Below are 18519 nucleotides of genomic sequence, written 5' to 3'. Positions count from 1 at the left end.
CCACCCCCGCAAGGATGAAGAGAGCGCCGCGTGGAATCCGAAGTCAGTCGAGTCCAACTCAGCCACGATCCACGCAGTCAGCATGACGACCCGCTGCTGGACAGTCTGTTGACCCTGTGTGTCCTGCATCAGAAACCCGCCAGCCGGGCCATGCTGACCACCGGGCTGCCCTTGCCCTCGCAACGCCTGACCGCCGAGCTGCTGCCGCGTGCGGCCGCCCGGGCCGGGCTGCAGGGGCGCCTGTTGCAGCGCAAGCTGGAGCAGATACCCAGCATCGCCATGCCGGCGATGCTGCTGCTCAAGGAAGGCCGCTGCGCGGTGCTGCTGGGCTGGGAAAATGAAGACACCGCGCGGCTGCTGCTCAGCGAGAGCGATGGCGGCGAAGTGCATGTCACCCGTGAGGCGTTGCTGGGCGACTACAGCGGCAAGGTGTTCTTCGCCCAGCCGCAGCACAAGTTCGACGTCAACCACGGCAACCTGATCCCACGCGCGCGTTCCTGGTTCCGCGATACGCTGCTGCGCAGCAAATGGCTGTACATCGATGCCATCGCCGCAAGCCTGGTGATCAACCTGATCGCCCTGGCCGCGCCGCTGTTCGTGATGAACGTGTACGACCGGGTGGTGCCCAACCAGGCCACCTCGACCCTGTGGGTACTGGCGGTGGGTATCGCCGGGGCCTATGTCTTCGACCTGATTCTGAAGGGGCTGCGCAGCCTCTGCCTGGACCTGGCCGGCAAGAAGACCGACCTGATCATCTCGGCGACGCTGTTCGAGCGCATCGTCGGCATGGCCATGAAGTATCGCCCGGCACGGGTCGGCAGCTTCGCCCAGAACATTCACGAGTTCCAGGGCCTGCGCGACTTCCTCGCCTCGCTGACGCTGACCAGCCTGATCGACCTGCCGTTCACCCTGCTGATCCTGATGGTCATCGCCATCATCGGCGGGCACCTGGTGTGGATCCCGGTCCTGGCCTTCCCCTTGGCCCTGGGCATCGGCTACGCCTTGCAGAAGCCGCTGATGGCGACCATGGAGCGCACCATGGCGCTGGCCTCAGAGCGCCAGTCGAGCCTGATCGAGACCCTGGCCGGCTTGGACGGGATCAAGGTCAACAACGCCGAGAGCGAGCGCCAGTACATGTGGGAGCAGACCCTCGGCACCCTCAGCCGCCTCGAGTTGCGGGTCAAGGTGCTTTCGGGCCTGGCCATGAACATCACCTTGCTGATCCAGCAATTGGCCGGTGTGGCGATGATCTGCGTGGGCGTGTACCTGATCATCGACGGCAACCTCAGCATGGGCGGCCTGGTGGCCTGCTACATGCTCAGCGGTCGCGCCCTTGGCCCGCTGGGCTCGCTGAACGGCCTGCTGGCCCGCTACCAGCAAGCCAAGGTGACCATGGTCGCCACCGACCAGATGATGGAACTGCCCCAGGAGCGCAACTTCGAAGAGCGCCCGCTGAGCCGCCAGGTGCTGCAGGGCGCCATCGAGTTCCGCGGCGTCGAGTTCACCTACCCGAACCAGCAGAACCAGGCGCTCAAGGGCATCAATCTGAACATCCGCCCAGGCGAGAAGGTCGGCATCATCGGCCGCAGCGGCTCGGGCAAGAGCTCGCTGGCCAAGCTGATCGTCGGCCTGTACGAGCCGGACAACGGCTCGCTGTTGGTCGATGGCGTGGACATCCGCCAGATCGACGTCAGCGAACTGCGCCACAACATCGGCTACGTGCCCCAGGATATCCAGCTGCTGGCCGGTACCCTGCGCGACAACCTGGTCAGTGGCGCACGCTACATCGAGGACGAGCTGATCCTGCAAGCCGCCGAGTTGGCGGGCGTGCACGAGTTCGCCCGCCTGCACCCCGACGGCTATGAGCTGCAGGTCGGCGAGCGTGGGCAGAATCTCTCCGGTGGCCAGCGGCAGAACGTCGCCCTGGGTCGGGCGCTGCTGCTCAACCCGCAGATCCTGCTGCTCGACGAGCCCACCAGCGCCATGGACAACACTGGCGAGGAGCGCCTCAAGCAGCGCCTGGCCGCAGTCATCGAAAACAAGACCGTGCTGCTGGTCACCCACCGGGCGTCGCTGCTGTCGCTGGTGGACCGGTTGATCGTCATCGATCGTGGACAGATCGTCGCGGATGGCCCGAAAGCCGCCGTCATGGATGCGCTGAAGAAGGGGCAGATCAGTGTTGCATAAGCTGGATATCGGGCGTTTCAAGGACAACCTGCGCCGCTACTTCAAGGGCTCCGAGTCGCTGGCCGGGCAGCCGCTGCCCGAGGTCAACAAGGCGCTGATCGAGGACGCGCCGCGAGTGGTGCGCCTGACCATCTGGGGCGTGATCGCGTTCTTCCTGTTCCTCATTATCTGGGCCAGCGTCGCGCCCATCGACGAGGTGACGCGCGGCGAGGGCAAGGCCATCCCGTCGTCCAAGGTGCAGAAGATCCAGAACCTCGAGGGCGGCATCGTCGCCGAGATCTTCGCCAAGGAGGGGGAGATCGTCGAAGTCGGCCAGCCACTGCTACGCTTGGATGAGACCCGCTTCGCCTCCAACGTCGACGAGACCGAGGCCTCGCGCCTGGCCATGGCCCTGCGGGTGCAGCGTCTGAACGCCGAGGTCGAGGACAAGCCGTTGCAGATCGACGAGGAGCTGCGCAAGGCCGCGCCAAGCCAGGCGGCCAACGAACAGTCGCTGTACCTGAGCCGGCGTCAGCAGTTGCAGGACGAAATTGGCGGCCTGCAACAGCAACTGGTGCAGAAGCAACAGGAGCTGCGCGAGTTCAACTCCAAGCGCGCCCAGTACGCCAACAGCCTGCAGCTGTTGCGCCAGGAAATCTCGATGTCCGAGCCACTGGTAGCCCAGGGCGCGATCTCCCAGGTCGAGGTGCTGCGCTTGCGCCGCGCCGAGGTCGAGAACCGTGGCCAGATGGACTCCACCACCCTGGCCATTCCGCGGGCCGAGGCGGCGATCAAGGAGGTCGAGAGCAAGATCGAGGAGACCCGCGGCAAGTTCCGCAGCGAGGCGCTGACCCAGCTCAACGAGGCCCGCACCGAGCTGAACAAGGCCACTGCCACCAGCAAGGCGCTGGACGACCGCGTGCACCGCACCATGGTCATCTCGCCGGTGCGCGGTATCGTCAAGCAGCTGCTGGTCAACACCATCGGCGGCGTGATCCAGCCGGGCAGCGACATCATCGAGATCGTGCCGCTGGACGACACCCTGGTGGTCGAGGCGAAGATCCTGCCCAAGGACATCGCCTTCCTGCACCCGGGCCAGGAAGCCATGGTCAAGTTCACCGCCTATGACTACACCATCTATGGCGGGATGAAGGCCAAGCTCGAGCAGATCGGTGCCGACACCATCACCGACGAAGACAAGAAGACCACCTATTACCTGATCAAACTGCGTACTGATAAAAGCCATCTGGGCAGCGACGAGAAGCCGCTGCTGATCATCCCGGGGATGGTGGCCACGGTGGATATCATGACCGGCAAGAAGACCATCATGAGCTACCTGCTCAAGCCGATCATCAAGGCCCGTTCGGAAGCCTTGCGCGAGCGTTGATCGCTCGTGGGAGCGGGGAAGCCCGCTCCCACGCTTTGCCTTTTGCTGCTTGCACAGGGCGGAGCATATTCATATGAATATGCGATAAAGGTATTTAAAATACTGTTCTTATGACTTTATAGTCACCCCACTGCGTACCCGCTGACCAATCGGCGCGCCGCACGACTCGAACCCACACGGGCAATCCCCGTGCGTTTCCGATCGTTGCGCGCCCTGAAGTCGCGCACTGCGTGGGAGTGAACAATGCCAGCCGCCTCGAACGCCTTGTCGACCATCGACAGCGCCCAACCGCAAACCTTCGACATCCGCCCGTTCCCCGGCGCCGTCGGTGCCGAGATCATCGGCCTCGACCTGACCCGTCCGGTCAATGCCGAGGATTTCACCCGCATTCACCGCGCCCACGTGGACCATCATGTCCTGGTGTTTCGCGACCAGCGCATCACCCCCGAACAGCAGATCGCCTTCAGCCGCCGGTTCGGCGAGCTGCAGATCCATGTGCTCAAGCAGTTCCTGCTCGCCGGCCATCCCGAGATACTGATCGTGTCCAACATCGTCGAGGACGGCCGTAACGTCGGCCTGGGCGACGCCGGCAAGTTCTGGCACTCGGACCTGTCGTACAAGGAGCTGCCGAGCCTGGGCTCGATGCTGCATGCCCAGGAGCTGCCCAGCGAAGGCGGCGACACCTTGTTCGCCGACATGCACAAGGCCTGGGACGCGGTGCCCGAGGCCCTGCGCCGGATCGTCGAGGGCCGCAGTGCCGCCCATTCCTATACCGCCCGCTACGCCGAGACCAAGTTCGAAGGCAACTGGCGCCCGACGCTGAGCGCCGAGCAACTGGCCCAGGTCCAGGAGGTCATCCACCCGGTGGTGCGTACTCATCCGGAAAACGGCCGCAAGGCGCTGTTCGTCAGCGAAGGCTTCACCACCCGCATCGTCGGCCTGCCGGATGACGAAAGCCGCGACGTGCTGCAACAGCTGTACGCCTTGAGCGTGCTGGAGCAGAACATCTACCGCCATCAATGGCAGCCCCATGACCTGGTGTTCTGGGACAACCGCTCGCTGATCCACCTGGCCGCCGGTTGCCCCGCGCACCTGCGCCGCAAGCTGTACCGCACCACTATCCAGGGCGATGCCCCGTTCTGACGACTGAGGAAATACACCATGCGCAAATCCATCAGCCGCCTGGCGGCAAGTATCGGCCTGGGCATTAGCTTGGGCTTAGGCAGTCTGGCGGCGCCCACCGTGGCCCACGCCGAAGGGCAGATCCGCATCGCCGAGCAGTTCGGCATCGTCTATCTGCTGCTCAACGTGGTCCGTGACCAGCAACTGATCGAGAAGCACGGCAAGGAGCAGGGCCTCGAGATCAAGGTCGACTGGGCCCAGTTGTCCGGCGGCGCGGCGATCAACGACGCGTTGCTGTCCGGTTCGGTGGACATCGCCGGTGCCGGCGTCGGGCCGCTGCTCACCGTGTGGGATCGCACCAAGGGCCGCCAGAACGTCAAGGCTGTGGCCTCACTGGGCAACTTCCCGTACTACCTGGTCAGCAGCAACCCCAATGTGAAGACCATCGCCGATATCTCCGACAAGGACCGTATCGCCGTCCCGGCGGTGAGTGTTTCGGTGCAGTCGCGCTTCCTGCAGTACGCCGCCGCACGGCAGTGGGGCGACAAGGAATACAACCGCCTCGACAAATACACCCTGGCCGTGCCGCACCCGGACGCCACTGCGGCCTTGCTGGCCGGCGGCACCGAGCTTAACGGGCACTTCTCCAACCCGCCGTTCCAGGACCAGGTACTGGCCAACAAGAACGTGCACGTGGTGCTCAACAGCTACGACTTGCTCGGCCCCAACTCACCGACCCTGCTGTTCGCCACCGAGAAATTCCGCAAGGACAATCCCAAGACCTACAAGGCCTTCGTTGATGCCCTCGCCGAAGCCGCCGACTTCGCCCAGAAAGACAAGGCCGCCGCGGCCGATACCTACATCCGCGTGACCAAGGCCAAGATCGACCGCGAGGCGCTGATCAAGCTGATCGACAATCCGCAGTACGAATTCACTGTCACGCCGAAGAACACCTACAAGCTGGCCGAGTTCCTCTACCGGGTCGGCGCGATCAAGCACAAGCCCGAATCGTGGAAGGACTACTTCTTCCAGGATGAACGCCCGTTGCAGGGGAGCTGAGCGCCGATGACCGCCCCATTGCCAGGCCACACGGCCAGCACCCTGAGCCGTGTCGCCACGCCACCGCTGCTGACGGTGGACAACCTGAGCCTCGAGTACCGCACCGCCCAGCGCGTGGTGCGGGCCACCCACCAGGTCAGCTTCGAGGTGGATCGCGCCGACCGCTTCGTTCTGCTCGGCCCGTCCGGCTGCGGCAAGTCCACCTTGCTCAAGGCCGTGGCTGGCTTCATCGAACCCCGGGAAGGGCGGATCCTGCTGCAGGGCCAGCCGGTGCGCGGCCCCGGGCCTGACCGGATCGTGGTGTTCCAGGAATTCGACCAGCTGCCGCCGTGGAAGACGGTGAAGCAGAACGTGATGTTCCCGTTGCTGGTGTCCGGCCAGCTCAAGCGCGTCGAGGCTGAAGAGCGGGCGCTGCATTACCTGGAGAAGGTCGGCCTGGCCGCCTTCGCCGACGCATACCCACATACCTTGTCCGGCGGCATGAAAGCCCGTGTTGCGATCGCCCGGGCACTGGCCACGCAACCGAAGATCCTGCTGATGGACGAGCCGTTCGCCGCGCTCGATGCGCTCACCCGGCGCAAGATGCAGGAAGAGCTGCTGCTGTTGTGGGAAGAGGTGCGCTTCACCCTGTTGTTCGTCACCCACTCCATCGAGGAGGCGCTGGTGGTGGGCAACCGCATCCTGCTGCTGTCGCCGCATCCCGGGCGGGTGCGGGCCGAGGTGCACAGCCATCAGTACGATCTGGGCAGCCTTGGCGCCAGCGACTTCCAGGCCAGCGCCCGGCGCATCCACCGGTTGCTGTTCGACCAGGCCGACGCCCCGGAAAGCACGGGTGATCTGGGCTTCAACGATATCCGTATTGCCTACTGACAGGAGCCAGGACATGACCACGACACCTGTACGCCAGGAATACGAAGTGCAGCTGCAACCCCTGCCGGGTGTGCCGCTGGAGCGCGAGTTGCCGCTGGTGCAACGCTTGTGGCAACAGGGCTGGCTGCGCAAGGCCGTGATCCTGGTGCTGCTCGCGGTGGCCTGGGAGGCGGTGGCTCGCTATACCGGTAACGACCTGCTGCTGCCGGGCTTCCTGCAGACCTCCAGCGCATTGTGGGACGGGCTGCTCAGCGGCGAGCTGCCGGCCAAGGTCGGCGTTTCGCTGGTGGTGCTGCTCAAGGGCTATGTGCTGGGCATCGTCCTGGCATTCGGCCTGACCAGCCTGGCTGTCTCGACGCAGCTGGGGCGCGACCTGCTGGGCACGCTGACCTCGATGTTCAACCCGCTGCCGGCCATAGCCCTGCTGCCGCTGGCCTTGCTCTGGTTCGGCCTGGGCGACAACAGCCTGATCTTCGTGCTTGTGCATTCGGTGCTGTGGGCCTTGGCGCTGAACACCTACGCAGGCTTTCTCGGCGTGTCGGAGACCCTGCGCATGGCCGGGCGCAACTATGGGCTGCGAGGCCTGCGCCTGGTGCTGCACATCCTGGTGCCGGCGGCGCTGCCGTCGATCCTGTCGGGGTTGAAGATCGGCTGGGCCTTCGCCTGGCGCACATTGATCGCCGCCGAGCTGGTGTTCGGCGCCAGCAGCGGCAAGGGCGGGCTTGGCTGGTACATCTTCCAGAACCGCAACGAGCTGTATACCGACAAGGTGTTCGCCGGGCTGGCAGTGGTGATCCTGATCGGCCTGTTGGTGGAGGGGCTGGTGTTCAACACCCTCGAACGGCTGACCGTGCGGCGCTGGGGGATGCAGCGCTAGATATCCGCGCCCGATCGCGGGGCAAGCCAGTTATTCCAGGTATTGCGCCGCTGCGCTGGCCAATGTCCGCGCAATCTCCTCGCGCAATGCCTGCGGCGCTTCCACCACCAGCCCATCCCCATGGCTCAGCAACCACCAGCGCAAGGGCCAGCCATCCGCCACGGTTGCCCGCAATCGGTGCCCCTGATCCAGCGCGGTCAACTGCATGTCCGCGGTCAGCGGCGTTTCGCGCAGACGGCGGGCCAGCAAGTCGCTGATCCATGCCTGCAGTTCGATGCCTTCCCCTTGGCCAGGCTGCAACGTATCGCCGCGCAGATACCCCTGCAGGTCGAAGTTTCCGCGCAACTCGCCACCGGCGTTGGCCGACCAGTGCCAGCCGAACGGGATGCTCTTGTCGTTGCGCTCCAGTGGAAAGATCAGCGACAGCTCATTGAGGTCGCGCTCGACCGTGCGCTTGCTGACGTTGAAGCCCACGTCACGCAGGCGCCACACCAGTTCGGCACTGGTGATCCCGGGGGAGCGGCTGGGCAACTGGCGCAGCAATGCCCATTGGCGGCTGAGGGTGGCGCGGGTGGTGGCGAACGGCAAAAGGAAACGTCCTTGTCTAGGCTTGCCGGCATAGGATGGCGGCACGGGCAGGGCATGGCAATTGGCCACAGCCTGCTCAGATCAAGGAAGATGCAATTGGTTGCCTGGGATCAATTCGTTCGCGACAGGTTTTGTCGTGGCATCGCGCAGAATCACGCCTCACCACAGTGGAGGTTGGAGCTGTGGGTCGTTCAATGAGGATGAACATGTCTGCCGCCAGCAATATCCATTCGCTGCTTGCCCGGCTTCTACCCGAGCGGATCGTCCCGGCGCCGGCCCGCCCCGGACAGCGCCACCGGCTGTTCGCCGGGGTCGGCATGCCTGCCCAACAGGCCCTGAGCGGCGAGCGCTTTGGCCTGATCGACCGCCTGGACGAGGCAGTCGACCTGCAGGCGGTCTACCACGACCTCTGCCGCCAGGCCCTGCTGGGCAATGTCGCGGCGCTCAACGACCTGGGCTGGATCTGGCTCAATGGCAAATACTGGCGCGGCGACACGGTGCTGGCGGGGCACCTGTTGCGCATGGCGGCGTTGCAGGGCAACGCTGCCGCCTGGTTCAACCTCGGCCAGCAGCACTACTTCGGCAAGGGCGTCGATGTTTCGTACGTCAATGCGGCCGAATACTACCGCCATGCTTTCGAGCGGGGCATGGTGCATGCCGCCGCGGCGCTGGGCGATCTGTATGAGGAAGAGGTGTGCGAGGGTGACCAGGTATGGCAGGTCGATCCGCTCGAGGCTTACCAATGGTTTCTGCGTGGCGCCGAGCGTGGCGAGAAGCGCTGCCGCTTCGAGGTGGGGTACCGATTGCTGCACGGCCTGTACGTCGAGGCCGATATCAAGGCCGGTCTGTACTGGCTGGAGTTGGCGGCGGCAACCGGGGTGATGCAGGCCGCCGAGGAGCTTGCTGTGCATTTCAGCAGCCGCGACGCGGCGCGCTACCTGGACTGGCGCGACCAGGCAATTCAGCTGGGCAGCACGCTGGCACTGACCATGAAGCTGGAAGACCAGATCCAGCCTTGAGCGCAGCGCGCCTGCCGGGATCATGAACAACCTTTCATCTTTTCCCTCCGTCACCTGCGGTTGACGACAGGGGGAGGGCAGGGCGTATATTGATAGTTAGCAAACTATGAATATCCTCGGTTCTCACATGTCCCTCGACGCACTGCACCTGAAAATCAGCAGCGGCATGGTTGTGGCTGCCCGGCACTGGCGCCGCCTGTGCCAGGGCGCCCTGACCGGCTACGGCATTTCCGAAGCCTGCGCCGTCCCCTTGCTGATGATCGTGCGCCTGGGCGATGGCGTGCACCAGGTGGCAGTGGCCCAGGCGGCCGGGTTGGAAAGCCCGTCGCTGGTGCGCCTGCTCGACCAACTGTGCAAGGCTGGCCTGGTATGCCGCAGCGAGGACCCGCTGGACCGGCGTGCCAAGGCGCTGAGCCTGACCGTCGAGGGCCGCGCCCTGGCCGAGTCCATCGAAGGCGAGCTGGTACGCCTGCGTCGTGAGGTGCTTGGAGGCATCGACCAGGCCGACCTGGAGGCCACCTTGCGGGTCATCCACGCCTTCGAACAGGCAGGCCTGCAGCCATGAGTGGCTTCTTCAGCTCGGTCCCGCCGGCCCGCGACTGGTTCTACGGCGTGCGCACCTTCGCCGCGTCGATGATTGCCCTGTATATCGCCCTGCTGATGCAGCTGCCACGCCCGTACTGGGCCATGGCCACGGTCTATATCGTCTCCAGTCCATTCCTCGGCCCGACCACCTCCAAGGCGCTGTACCGCGCCCTGGGCACCCTGCTGGGCGCTGGCGGGGCGATATTGCTGGTGCCGCCGCTGGTGCAATCGCCGCTGCTGCTGAGCATCGCCATCGCCCTGTGGACCGGCACGTTGCTGTTCCTCTCGCTGAACCTGCGCACGGCCAACAACTACGTGCTGATGCTGGCCGGCTACACCCTGCCGATGATCGCCTTGGCGGTGGTCGACAACCCGCTGGCAGTGTTCGACGTGGCCTCGTCCCGGGCCCAGGAAATCTGCCTGGGGATCGTCTGTGCGGCGGTGGTTGGCGCGGTGTTCTGGCCGCGCCGGCTGGCGCCCGTGGTGGTCGGCGCCACCGGCAGCTGGTTCGGCGAGGCGATCCGCTACTGCGACACCTACCTGGCCCGCGAAGCCGGCGCCGACAAGGTCGGCGGCATGCGTGGCGCGATGGTCGCCACCTTCAACTCGCTGGAGCTGATGATCGGCCAGCTCGGCCATGAAGGCGCTGGCCCGCATACCTTGAAGAACGCCCGCGAATTGCGCGGGCGGATGATCCATCTGCTGCCGGTGATCGACGCGCTCGACGATGCCCTGATCGCCCTAGAGGGTCGTGCCCCGGCGCAGTTCGCCTTGCTGCAACCGGTGCTGGACAGCGCCCGTGAATGGCTCGAAGGTACCGCCGACAGCGCCTCGGTGGCACGCTGGACCGCCCTGCACGAGCAGATCGACCGCTTGCAGCCGGGCGCCGCCGCCCTCGACCAGCGCGCCGAGTTGCTGCTGTCCAACGCCCTCTATCGCCTGACCGAATGGGCCGACCTGTGGCAGGACTGCTGCAGCCTGCAGCACGCCCTGCGCAGGGACGACGCCACGCCCTGGCGCGCGGTCTATCGTCACTGGCGCCTGGGCCGGCTGACACCCTTCTTCGACCGCGGGCTGATGCTCTACTCGGTGTTTTCCACGGTCACTGCCATCGTCGTCGCCTGCGGCCTGTGGATCGGCCTGGGCTGGAACGACGGCGCCAGCGCGGTGATCCTCGCCGCCGTGTCGTGCAGTTTCTTCGCCGCCATGGACGACCCGGCGCCGCAGATCTACCGGTTCTTCTTCTGGACGCTGATGTCGGTGATCTTCTCCAGCCTGTACCTGTTCCTGGTGCTGCCCAACCTGCACGACTTCGCCATGCTGGTGCTGGCCTTCGCCGTGCCGTTCATCTGCGTCGGCACCCTGACCGTGCAGCCGCGCTTCTATCTCGGCACCTTGCTGACCATCGTCAACACCTCGACCTTCATCAGCATCCAGGGCACCTACGACGCCGACTTCTTCACTTTCCTCAATTCCAACCTGGCCGGCCCCGTGGGGCTGCTGTTCGCCTTCATCTGGACCCTGGTGGTACGCCCGTTCGGCGTGGAGCTCGCGGCCAAGCGCATGACCCGCTTCGCCTGGCGCGACATCGTCGAGATGACCGCGCCGGCCACCCTGGCCGAGCACCGCCAGGTCGGCGTGCAGATGCTCGACCGCCTGATGCAGCACCTGCCTCGCCTGTCGCAGACCGGCCAGGACAGCGGCGTGGCCCTGCGCGACCTGCGCGTGGGCCTGAACCTGCTCGACCTGCTGGCGTACATGCCGCGCGCCGGTGCCCAGGCTCGCGAGCGCTTGCAGACGGTGATCGAGGAAGTCGGCGCGCACTACGCCGCCTGCCTTCGCGCCGGCGAGCGCCTGCATGCCCCGGCGGCACTGCTGCGCAACATGGAGCGCGCGCGCCTTGCGCTGAACCTCGATGAGCTTTACGAGCGCGGCGATGCCCGCACCCACCTGCTGCACGCCCTGGCCGGTTTGCGCCTGGCGCTGCTGCCAGGTGTCGAGGTGATGCTCGAGCCCGCCGAACAAACGCAACTGCCCCCGGGCCTCGACGGAGCACCCCTGTGATCGGTGAGCTGGATATCAGCGGGGTGTTCCTGCCCACGCTGCTGGTGATGATGTTTGGCACCTACCTGTTGTACCTGGGCGTGCACGCAGTGCTGGTGCGCCTGCATTTCTACCGCCTGGTCTGGCACCGGGCGCTGTTCAACGTTGCCCTGTATGCCGTGCTGCTTGGCGCGGTGGACCACTTTTGCCGAAGCCTGATGCTGCCATGAAAAAACCTTTGCTGACCTTGGGCCGCGTGGTCCTGACCTTGCTGGTAGTGACCTTCGCCGCCGTGCTCGTGTGGCAGATGGTGGTGTACTACATGTTCGCCCCCTGGACCCGCGACGGTCATATCCGCGCTGACGTGATCCAGATCGCCCCGGATGTCTCCGGGCTGATCCAGCAGGTCGAGGTGCGCGACAACCAGACCATCAAACGCGGTGACGTGCTGTTCACCATCGACCAGGACCGTTTCACCCTGGCCCTGCGCCAGGCCAAGGCAACCCTGGCCGAACGCCAGGAAACCCTGGCCCAGGCCTCCCGCGAGGCCCAGCGCAACCGCAAGCTGGGCAACCTGGTGGCGGCCGAGCAGTTGGAAGAGAGCCAGTCCCGCGAGGCCCGCGCCCGCTCGGCGGTGAGTGAGGCCCAGGTGCAGGTGGATGTCGCCCAGCTCAACCTCGACCGCTCGGTGGTGCGCAGCCCGGTGGATGGCTACCTCAACGACCGCGCCCCGCGCGCTCATGAGTTCGTCAGCGCCGGGCGCCCGGTGTTGTCGGTGGTCGACAGCACCTCGTACCACGTCGATGGCTACTTCGAGGAAACCAAGCTGGGTGGGATCCATATCGGCGACGCCGTGGATATCCGCGTGATGGGCGACCCTACCCGCCTGCGCGGCCGAGTGCAGAGCCTCTCCGCCGGTATCGAGGACCGCGACCGCAGCAGCGGCGCCAACCTGCTGCCCAACGTCAACCCGGCGTTCAGTTGGGTGCGCCTGGCCCAGCGGATCCCGGTACGCATCACCTTCGACGAAGTGCCGGCGGACTTTCGCATGATCGCCGGGCGCACCGCCACGGTGTCGATCGTCGAGGACCAACGCCCATGAAACAGCTGATCCTGGTGGGGCTGTGCCTGTCCCTAGGCGCCTGCATGATGGTCGGCCCGGACTACGAGCTGCCCAAGGAGGCCGCCGTGCAGCGCGGCGACCTCAACGGCCCGCTGCGCCAGGACGCCGACAGCGTGGTCTCGGCGCCGGTGCCCGAGGACTGGTGGCAGCTGTATCAGGATCAGCGGCTCAACCAGCTGGTGCGCGATGCGCTCGGCGCCAACACCGAGCTGCGCGTGGCTGCCGCCAACATCGCCAAGGCCCGCGCCCAGGTGGAGGTGGCCGAGTCGCAGGGTGGCTTCAATGGTGGCGTCAAGCTGGGTGCCCAGCGCCTGCAGGAGTCCGGCGAAGCGTTCCTGCTGCCGGAGAAAGTGCCGGTGGCCAACATTGGCGAGGCGATCATCAGCGCCAGCTACCAGTTCGACCTGTGGGGCACCTTCAAGCGCGGCACCGAGGCTGCCAAGGCCAATGCCGATGCCGTGCAGGCCGCCGCCGACACCGCGCGCATCACCCTGGTGGCCGATGTGGTCAAGGCCTACACCCAGGTGTGCTCGGCCAACGAGGAGTACCACATCGCCCGCGAGTCGCTTGGCCTGCAACAGCAGAGCGTGCAACTGACCCAGCGTTTGCGCGACGCCGGGCGTGGCGACGAGAGCCAGGTCACCCGGTCGCAGACCCAGTTCAAGTCCTTGCGCGCCGAGCTGCCGCGCTTCAAGGCCGAGCGCGAGGCGGGCCTCTACACGCTGGCCGCGTTGCTGGCCAAGCCTGTCGAGCAGTTGCCTGCCGGCACCGCCGATTGCGCCGAGCTGCCTCAGCTGTCGCAACTGGTCCCGGTCGGCGATGGTGCGGCTCTGCTCAAGCGCCGCCCGGATGTGCGCCAGGCCGAGCGCCAGTTGGCCGCAGCCACTGCCACCATCGGTGTGGCAACCGGCGCGCTGTACCCGGATATCAGCATCGGCGCCCAGGTGGGCACCATCGGCATCCTCGACAACCTCGGTGAGCCGGCCACCAACCGCTGGGGCTTCGGTCCGCAGGTCAGTTGGACCATTCCCACCAACGGCACCCGCGCGCGCATCCGCATGGCCGAGGCCTCGACCCAGGCGGCGCTGGCGCATTTCGATGGGGTAGTACTGAATGCCATTCGCGAAACCCAGACCCGCCTGGCGCAATACAGCGCATTGCTCGACCGGCGTGATGCGTTGGCCGAGGCGGAGCGCTCCGCCAAGGAGTCGGCGGACCAGACCCACATGCGCTATCAGGTAGGGCGTGAGTCGTTCCTGGCGGACCTGCAGGCGACGCGGACCTACACCGACGTACGGGCACAGCTGGCGGCAGCCAACAGCCAGGTGGCGATGGGGCAGATCGGGGTGTTCCTGGCATTGGGTGGCGGCTGGAAGAATAGCGCCAGGCCCTGAAATCCCTGGGGCCGCTGTGCGGCCCTTTCGTCGCGGTTCGTCGCCACGACAAGCCGGCTCCCACAAAGGCTGCACAGATCCCTGTGGGAGCCGGCTTGCCGGCGATGGAGGCAACACAGAAACATCACGTGTCACTCCATTTACGCCTCGCCCGCTGAGGGAACTAGCCTGACCTGTCATCAACAGGAGCAGGCATATGGATAGTCCTCATTCCGATCAACTCAGGCGTGGCAGGTTCTCCGAACCAGGCAGGCTTTATCTGCTCACCAGCAAGACCTTGAACCGCGTGCCGTATCTGGTCGATCTGCGATCGGCTCGGTTACTGATTGCGCAGTTGCGCACTGTGGAGCAAGAAGGCATCGCCCGTTCGCTGGCCTGGGTTGTGATGCCAGATCATTTTCACTGGCTTGTGGAGCTTGGGGACGTGGATCTGAAAACGCTGATGCGCAGGGTCAAGTCGCGCAGTACGCGGATGATCAATGGATATCAGAGGCGCACCGGTCGCCTGTGGCAGCAAGGCTTTCATGATCGGGCATTGCGGCGTGAGGAAGATGTGCGCGCTGTTGCGCGCTACGTTGTCATGAATCCCAAACGGGCAGGCTTGGTTGAGAGGATCGGCGACTATCCGCATTGGGATGCCATCTGGCTCTGAATGGGCAGCTGTCATGGTTGCCTGTGCTGGCCTCATCGCCGGCAAGCCGGCTCCCACAAAAGCTGCTCCGATCCCTGTGGGAGCCGGCTTGCCAGCGAACGGGCTGCGGAGCAGCCCCAGCGATTTGTGCATCACGGCTAAATCCCAGGGGCTGCTTCGCGGCCCTTTCAGAGCTGCTCCGATCCCTGTGGGAGCCGGCTTGCCGGCGAAAGGGCTGCAGAGCAGCCCCAACGATTTGTGCATCACAGCTAAATTCCAGGGGCCGCTTCGCGGCCCTTTCCGGCCGGTCCGACGCCTCGGTAAGGCCGCTCCTACAGGGATTGCGTGTGGCTTAGTTCAGCACCCGCGCCGGCTCATCCGGCGGCAGGTTGTCCCGCCCACGCGGCTGCTTCGCCTGCCCAGGCACCGAGCCGCCCAACTGCTCGGCCAACTGCTGCGCCACATCCTCGCCCAGCGCCTTCGATACATCGCGCACCACCCGCGGACGGTTCAACGTCACGCGGCGGTCCTGGCTTTTCACCAGCTTGGTGTCCTGCCCTTCGCCCATGGCGGTGAACGCCGAGGTGATCTCGTAGGTGCGGGTGTTGATCAGGCTGAAGTCGGCGACCACGGTCAGGCCCAGCACCGCCGAGTAGCTGTCGGTGTGGTCCAGCGAGTTGATGTCCTGCTGGAAGTCGATGTCCGACAGGGTGCCGAACAGCACGTAGTCGGCACCCTTGAACGCGCCGTTCTTGATGCGGCGGATCACGTCGTACACGTCTTCCTTCGAGTCGGCGGTGTAGGGGCGGCCCTGGACCAGCTGGAACATGCCGGTCTTGAGGATCTCACCCTTGATGTCGCCACCGAACTTGCGCAGTTCGGTCTGCTCGATGTAGCTGTTGAGGCTCTCGTACTCGCTGTAGCTCGACTGGCCGCTGGCGTGGTACATGCCGGCCTGGCCGCTGCTCTGGGCGTTGATGGTGTGGATGTATTCCTCCACCTGCGCCTGGTAGGCCAGGTCGGTCACCGCCACCTTGGGGGCCGCCTGCGCGCCGAAGGCGCAGGCCAGGCCGATTATTGCCATCCATGCACGCATCGATCAGCGCTCCGTGGTCTTGCGGATTTCTTTTTCGTCCATCCACTCGGCCAGGCCGCTTTCCACGTCGATCAGCTGCAGGCTGAACTTGTAGAACACGTCCTTGTAGTCGCTGCTGCGCTTGACGATCGAGCTGATCGAGCCTTCCAGGCGGTATTTGGCGGCGATCATGTTGCCGGTCTTGGCCACGGTCTTCTTCTTGTACAGGCCGCTCTGGTTCTGCAGCTTGAGCTGGTCGACCTGGCTCTGCATGTCGGTGTTGTCGCTGGCGAAGCGGGCGGCGCCGGACTTCATCAGCTGGGTCTTGATCGAGGTGGTGATCTCGCGGGTATCGATGTACTCGCTGGTCTTGTTCTTCACGTCGTACACCTGCACCACCGGGCGGCCGTGCAGCACGCCGGACTGGGCCAGCGAGCGGGTCATGCTCTCGGCGATCATCTGCAGGTCGGTGGAACCGAACTCGTTGGTCACCAGTTCGACGGCCTTGCTGTCGCCGTAGCTGATGTTCTTGCCGCCGAGAACCGGCGAAGGGGTGCTGCAGCCGCTGACCAGGGCGATGGCGAGGGCGGCGAGGGAAAGGCGTGCAAACATCGAATGTGCTCCTGAAAGGGGTTACCGGGTGTGGACTTCGAGGCGGTAGTCACGGGCTGCGGGGGTCGGTGCGATGGCGGGCAGGAACTTGGCCTGCTTGCCGTACAGCGGCAGGGCCTTCCAGCTCTCTTCATCGGCCACCGGGAAACCGTCGCTGCCCAGCCAGGCGAAGCGGTAGAACAGGGTCTGGTTGCTGCGGCTGGTGTTGGTCAGCGCCACATTGACGGTGAGGTAGCCGTTCTCGCGGGCGACGCGCATCTGGCCGACTTCGATGTCATCCAGCTGGCCCATGGTCACCACCTTGCTGGCGGCGCTGCCCGGGGCAGGGGGCGGGGTGGCGCAGCCGGCCAGGAGGGCGACGGCGGCCAGGGCGAGGCATGTTTTGCGCATGTTCGATCCTTGGGTTACTTGAGGCTGGCGACAGCGGTGGCTGCGGCCTGCGGGGCGACTTCGACGGACGGGCCGCCAGCGAACACGCGGTTGCCGACCACGCGCAGGCTGACCACCTGGTAGGGGCGATCGACTTTCACCGTGACCTGGGTACCGCCGAGGCTCGACGGCAGGCTCAGGTGGTGTTCACCCTGCTTGAGGCGTACGCGGGCCACCTGGGTTTCGTTTGGCAGGGTGCGCCAGGTGCGGGTATCGGCACCTTCCAGCACGGTGGAGGCAATGCCCACCACCAGCCCGGCCATCGGGTTGGTCTGGTTCAGGTTCTTCTGCGCCACGCCGCGGCTGATGGCGCGCACGCTGGTGCGCAGGATGATGCCCGGCATGTCGTCGCGCAGGGCGCGGCGTGACATGGCGGTGGTGCTGTTGAGCGCGGTCAGGGCCAGGGCCTTGTCGTTGAGCTGGATCTCGCTCAGGTGCGCGGTCGAAGTGTCTTCCCTGATGATCGGGAACGACAGCGGAGTGATCACCAGGTTGTCCTGGATCGGCAGTGGCAGCGGGATGCGGATCGAATCGCGTGCCGGGGCCAGGCCGGTCTGTACCACGATCAGCACGTCGCTTTCACCGGCCTTGGCGCTGTTCTTGTCCAGCTCCAGCAGCGCCTGGTCCAGCAGCGGGGTATTCGGGCGCAGCTCGGCGGCCTTGCGGTAGCCCGGCGCGGCCAGGCCCTTCTCGCCGAGGGCCTCGTAGACATAGCCGGACAGGTAATGGCTGAAGGCGCTCTGGTAGCTGTTCTTCAGGCCGACCACCTCAGGGGCGTCGAGGCTGGCGACCGGGTAACCCTGCAGGTCCTTGTATTCGGTCTTGATGCCTTCCTTCTCGGCCTCTTCCTCGCGCTTGAGGTATTCCTTGTCGCGCAGCTCGGCGATGATCGCTTCGCGCTCGTGGGTCTTCTTGATCTCGGTGCGGGCGCCGTCGAAGTCGTTCTGCGCCAGCAGGTTCAAGGCCATCTGCGTGGTCAGCATGACTTTTTCGTAGTCGTAGCCTTCGTAGCGGCGCACCTTGTCGTTGACCAGGTAGCTGCCGAACTGGCTCAGGTACTTGTCGGTGTCGAGCTTGACCGACTCTTCCCACTGGAACACCACGCTGTCGGCCGAGCGCCAGGCGTCCTGGCTGCCCTTGAGGTCGCCCTTGGAGCGCAGCAGCTCGCCTTTTTCGAAGTAGTAGAGCAGGTCTTTCTTGTCGCCCTTGTTGTTGTTTTCCAGCAGGGCGAGGGCGGCGTCGACATTGCCGGCGGCCAACTGCTTGTTGGTCTCCTGCAGTTCGCTGTCGTAGCTGCGGAACACCGAGCAGCCGGTAAGCTGCACGGCGGCGACCAGGGTCGCCAGGGTGAGGGCGCGGGATACCATCGGACTTCTTCTTTCCCTGAAACGGTTGGCCGCGTGGGCGGGGGCGGCAGATCCCTCTGTTTTATCGCCAGAACCTCTCGATGGAGGCGCCTTGATTGCTAATGGCTATTACGGCGGCGCGGGATTATACCCAAAGTAGTAGCTACGTGATGGCGAATTGCTTCGCATTTTC

General features: G+C 65.3%; 18 protein-coding genes. 13 read left to right on the top strand and 5 right to left on the bottom strand.

The window, feature by feature from the left end; translation table 11 throughout:
• The first annotated feature begins 30 nt into the window (after positions 1–30).
• The 6 genes from AAHK21_RS12800 (at position 31) to AAHK21_RS12775 (ending at position 7481) form a co-directional block, all read left to right on the top strand.
• Positions 31–2187 (top strand): type I secretion system permease/ATPase, encoded by a 2157-nt coding sequence (locus tag AAHK21_RS12800; RefSeq protein WP_046857557.1) that lies wholly within the window; start codon positions 31–33, stop codon positions 2185–2187.
• On the top strand, positions 2177–3553 hold the full coding sequence (locus AAHK21_RS12795; RefSeq protein WP_367857435.1) for an HlyD family type I secretion periplasmic adaptor subunit: 1377 nt from the start codon (positions 2177–2179) through the stop codon (positions 3551–3553). The genes AAHK21_RS12800 and AAHK21_RS12795 overlap by 11 nt, the downstream gene beginning before the upstream one ends.
• Positions 3554–3796: 243 nt before the next feature.
• A complete protein-coding gene (locus AAHK21_RS12790) occupies positions 3797–4696 on the top strand; it encodes a TauD/TfdA dioxygenase family protein (protein WP_367857434.1) in 900 nt (299 codons plus the stop codon).
• A gap of 18 nt (positions 4697–4714) precedes the next feature.
• The gene (locus AAHK21_RS12785; RefSeq protein WP_367857433.1) at positions 4715–5734 is read left to right on the top strand and encodes an ABC transporter substrate-binding protein; all 1020 of its coding nucleotides are present in this window, start codon (positions 4715–4717) and stop codon (positions 5732–5734) included.
• A 6-nt stretch (positions 5735–5740) separates the two neighbouring features.
• Positions 5741–6604 carry an ABC transporter ATP-binding protein gene (locus AAHK21_RS12780; protein ID WP_367857432.1) on the top strand — a complete coding sequence of 288 codons (864 nt, stop codon included), beginning with the start codon at positions 5741–5743 and terminating at the stop codon, positions 6602–6604.
• A 13-nt stretch (positions 6605–6617) separates the two neighbouring features.
• On the top strand, positions 6618–7481 hold the full coding sequence (locus AAHK21_RS12775; protein WP_367857431.1) for an ABC transporter permease: 864 nt from the start codon (positions 6618–6620) through the stop codon (positions 7479–7481).
• Between the two features lie 30 nt (positions 7482–7511).
• Here the strand turns inward: AAHK21_RS12775 and AAHK21_RS12770 are convergent, their stop codons facing one another.
• Positions 7512–8069: a WYL domain-containing protein gene (locus AAHK21_RS12770; protein WP_367857430.1), complete on the bottom strand. Its 558-nt coding sequence runs from the start codon at positions 8067–8069 to the stop codon at positions 7512–7514.
• 206 nt (positions 8070–8275) lie between these two features.
• Here AAHK21_RS12770 and AAHK21_RS12765 point away from each other — a divergent pair, with 206 nt between their 5' ends.
• The 7 genes from AAHK21_RS12765 to AAHK21_RS12735 all read left to right on the top strand — a co-directional run bounded on the left by AAHK21_RS12765 (position 8276) and on the right by AAHK21_RS12735 (position 14885).
• Positions 8276–9088 (top strand): tetratricopeptide repeat protein, encoded by an 813-nt coding sequence (locus tag AAHK21_RS12765; protein ID WP_367857429.1) that lies wholly within the window; start codon positions 8276–8278, stop codon positions 9086–9088.
• A 127-nt stretch (positions 9089–9215) separates the two neighbouring features.
• Positions 9216–9653, top strand: coding sequence for a MarR family winged helix-turn-helix transcriptional regulator (locus tag AAHK21_RS12760; RefSeq protein ID WP_023630816.1), 438 nt, complete (start codon positions 9216–9218; stop codon positions 9651–9653).
• Entirely contained in the window at positions 9650–11737 is a 2088-nt protein-coding gene (locus AAHK21_RS12755) for an FUSC family protein (RefSeq protein WP_367857428.1), read from the top strand. The genes AAHK21_RS12760 and AAHK21_RS12755 overlap by 4 nt, the downstream gene beginning before the upstream one ends.
• A complete protein-coding gene (locus AAHK21_RS12750) occupies positions 11734–11946 on the top strand; it encodes a DUF1656 domain-containing protein (protein ID WP_011531590.1) in 213 nt (70 codons plus the stop codon). Before AAHK21_RS12755 ends, AAHK21_RS12750 begins: the two co-directional genes overlap by 4 nt.
• Positions 11943–12818, top strand: a complete 876-nt coding sequence (locus AAHK21_RS12745) for an efflux RND transporter periplasmic adaptor subunit (RefSeq protein WP_367857427.1) — start codon at positions 11943–11945, stop codon at positions 12816–12818. Before AAHK21_RS12750 ends, AAHK21_RS12745 begins: the two co-directional genes overlap by 4 nt.
• A complete protein-coding gene (locus AAHK21_RS12740) occupies positions 12815–14233 on the top strand; it encodes an efflux transporter outer membrane subunit (RefSeq protein WP_367857426.1) in 1419 nt (472 codons plus the stop codon). Before AAHK21_RS12745 ends, AAHK21_RS12740 begins: the two co-directional genes overlap by 4 nt.
• Before the next feature lie 196 nt (positions 14234–14429).
• Positions 14430–14885 carry a transposase gene (locus tag AAHK21_RS12735; protein WP_367857425.1) on the top strand — a complete coding sequence of 152 codons (456 nt, stop codon included), beginning with the start codon at positions 14430–14432 and terminating at the stop codon, positions 14883–14885.
• Between the two features lie 331 nt (positions 14886–15216).
• Here AAHK21_RS12735 and AAHK21_RS12730 read toward each other — a convergent pair whose 3' ends face one another.
• Genes AAHK21_RS12730 through AAHK21_RS12715 form a run of 4 tightly spaced genes read right to left on the bottom strand, consistent with a single transcriptional unit; the run spans position 15217 to position 18347 of the window.
• Positions 15217–15960: a hypothetical protein gene (locus tag AAHK21_RS12730; protein WP_046857545.1), complete on the bottom strand. Its 744-nt coding sequence runs from the start codon at positions 15958–15960 to the stop codon at positions 15217–15219.
• Between the two features lie 3 nt (positions 15961–15963).
• Entirely contained in the window at positions 15964–16551 is a 588-nt protein-coding gene (lpoB, locus tag AAHK21_RS12725; protein WP_023632455.1) for a penicillin-binding protein activator LpoB, read from the bottom strand.
• Positions 16552–16572: 21 nt separating this feature from the next.
• On the bottom strand, positions 16573–16941 hold the full coding sequence (locus AAHK21_RS12720) for a YcfL family protein (protein ID WP_367857424.1): 369 nt from the start codon (positions 16939–16941) through the stop codon (positions 16573–16575).
• A 14-nt stretch (positions 16942–16955) separates the two neighbouring features.
• The gene (locus AAHK21_RS12715; RefSeq protein WP_367857423.1) at positions 16956–18347 is read right to left on the bottom strand and encodes a COG3014 family protein; all 1392 of its coding nucleotides are present in this window, start codon (positions 18345–18347) and stop codon (positions 16956–16958) included.
• Positions 18348–18519 lie beyond the last annotated feature (172 nt).

The sequence above is a fragment of the Pseudomonas sp. TE50-2 genome (assembly GCF_040813665.1).
GTDB lineage: Bacteria > Pseudomonadota > Gammaproteobacteria > Pseudomonadales > Pseudomonadaceae > Aquipseudomonas > Aquipseudomonas soli.
This window is presented reverse-complemented; position numbering and strand designations above follow the sequence as displayed.

What these genes read in the sequence shown, in the direction of transcription:
- AAHK21_RS12720 (WP_367857424.1), bottom strand. Translation starts at nt 16,941, where the DNA reads ATGCGCAAAACATGCCTCGCCCTGGCCGCCGTCGCCCTCCTGGCCGGC.
- AAHK21_RS12740 (WP_367857426.1), top strand. Translation starts at nt 12,815, where the DNA reads ATGAAACAGCTGATCCTGGTGGGGCTGTGCCTGTCCCTAGGCGCCTGC.
- AAHK21_RS12790 (WP_367857434.1), top strand. Translation starts at nt 3,797, where the DNA reads ATGCCAGCCGCCTCGAACGCCTTGTCGACCATCGACAGCGCCCAACCG.
- AAHK21_RS12715 (WP_367857423.1), bottom strand. Translation starts at nt 18,347, where the DNA reads ATGGTATCCCGCGCCCTCACCCTGGCGACCCTGGTCGCCGCCGTGCAG.
- AAHK21_RS12785 (WP_367857433.1), top strand. Translation starts at nt 4,715, where the DNA reads ATGCGCAAATCCATCAGCCGCCTGGCGGCAAGTATCGGCCTGGGCATT.
- AAHK21_RS12780 (WP_367857432.1), top strand. Translation starts at nt 5,741, where the DNA reads ATGACCGCCCCATTGCCAGGCCACACGGCCAGCACCCTGAGCCGTGTC.
- AAHK21_RS12765 (WP_367857429.1), top strand. Translation starts at nt 8,276, where the DNA reads ATGTCTGCCGCCAGCAATATCCATTCGCTGCTTGCCCGGCTTCTACCC.
- AAHK21_RS12760 (WP_023630816.1), top strand. Translation starts at nt 9,216, where the DNA reads ATGTCCCTCGACGCACTGCACCTGAAAATCAGCAGCGGCATGGTTGTG.
- AAHK21_RS12745 (WP_367857427.1), top strand. Translation starts at nt 11,943, where the DNA reads ATGAAAAAACCTTTGCTGACCTTGGGCCGCGTGGTCCTGACCTTGCTG.
- AAHK21_RS12735 (WP_367857425.1), top strand. Translation starts at nt 14,430, where the DNA reads ATGGATAGTCCTCATTCCGATCAACTCAGGCGTGGCAGGTTCTCCGAA.
- AAHK21_RS12775 (WP_367857431.1), top strand. Translation starts at nt 6,618, where the DNA reads ATGACCACGACACCTGTACGCCAGGAATACGAAGTGCAGCTGCAACCC.
- lpoB (WP_023632455.1), bottom strand. Translation starts at nt 16,551, where the DNA reads ATGTTTGCACGCCTTTCCCTCGCCGCCCTCGCCATCGCCCTGGTCAGC.
- AAHK21_RS12730 (WP_046857545.1), bottom strand. Translation starts at nt 15,960, where the DNA reads ATGCGTGCATGGATGGCAATAATCGGCCTGGCCTGCGCCTTCGGCGCG.
- AAHK21_RS12755 (WP_367857428.1), top strand. Translation starts at nt 9,650, where the DNA reads ATGAGTGGCTTCTTCAGCTCGGTCCCGCCGGCCCGCGACTGGTTCTAC.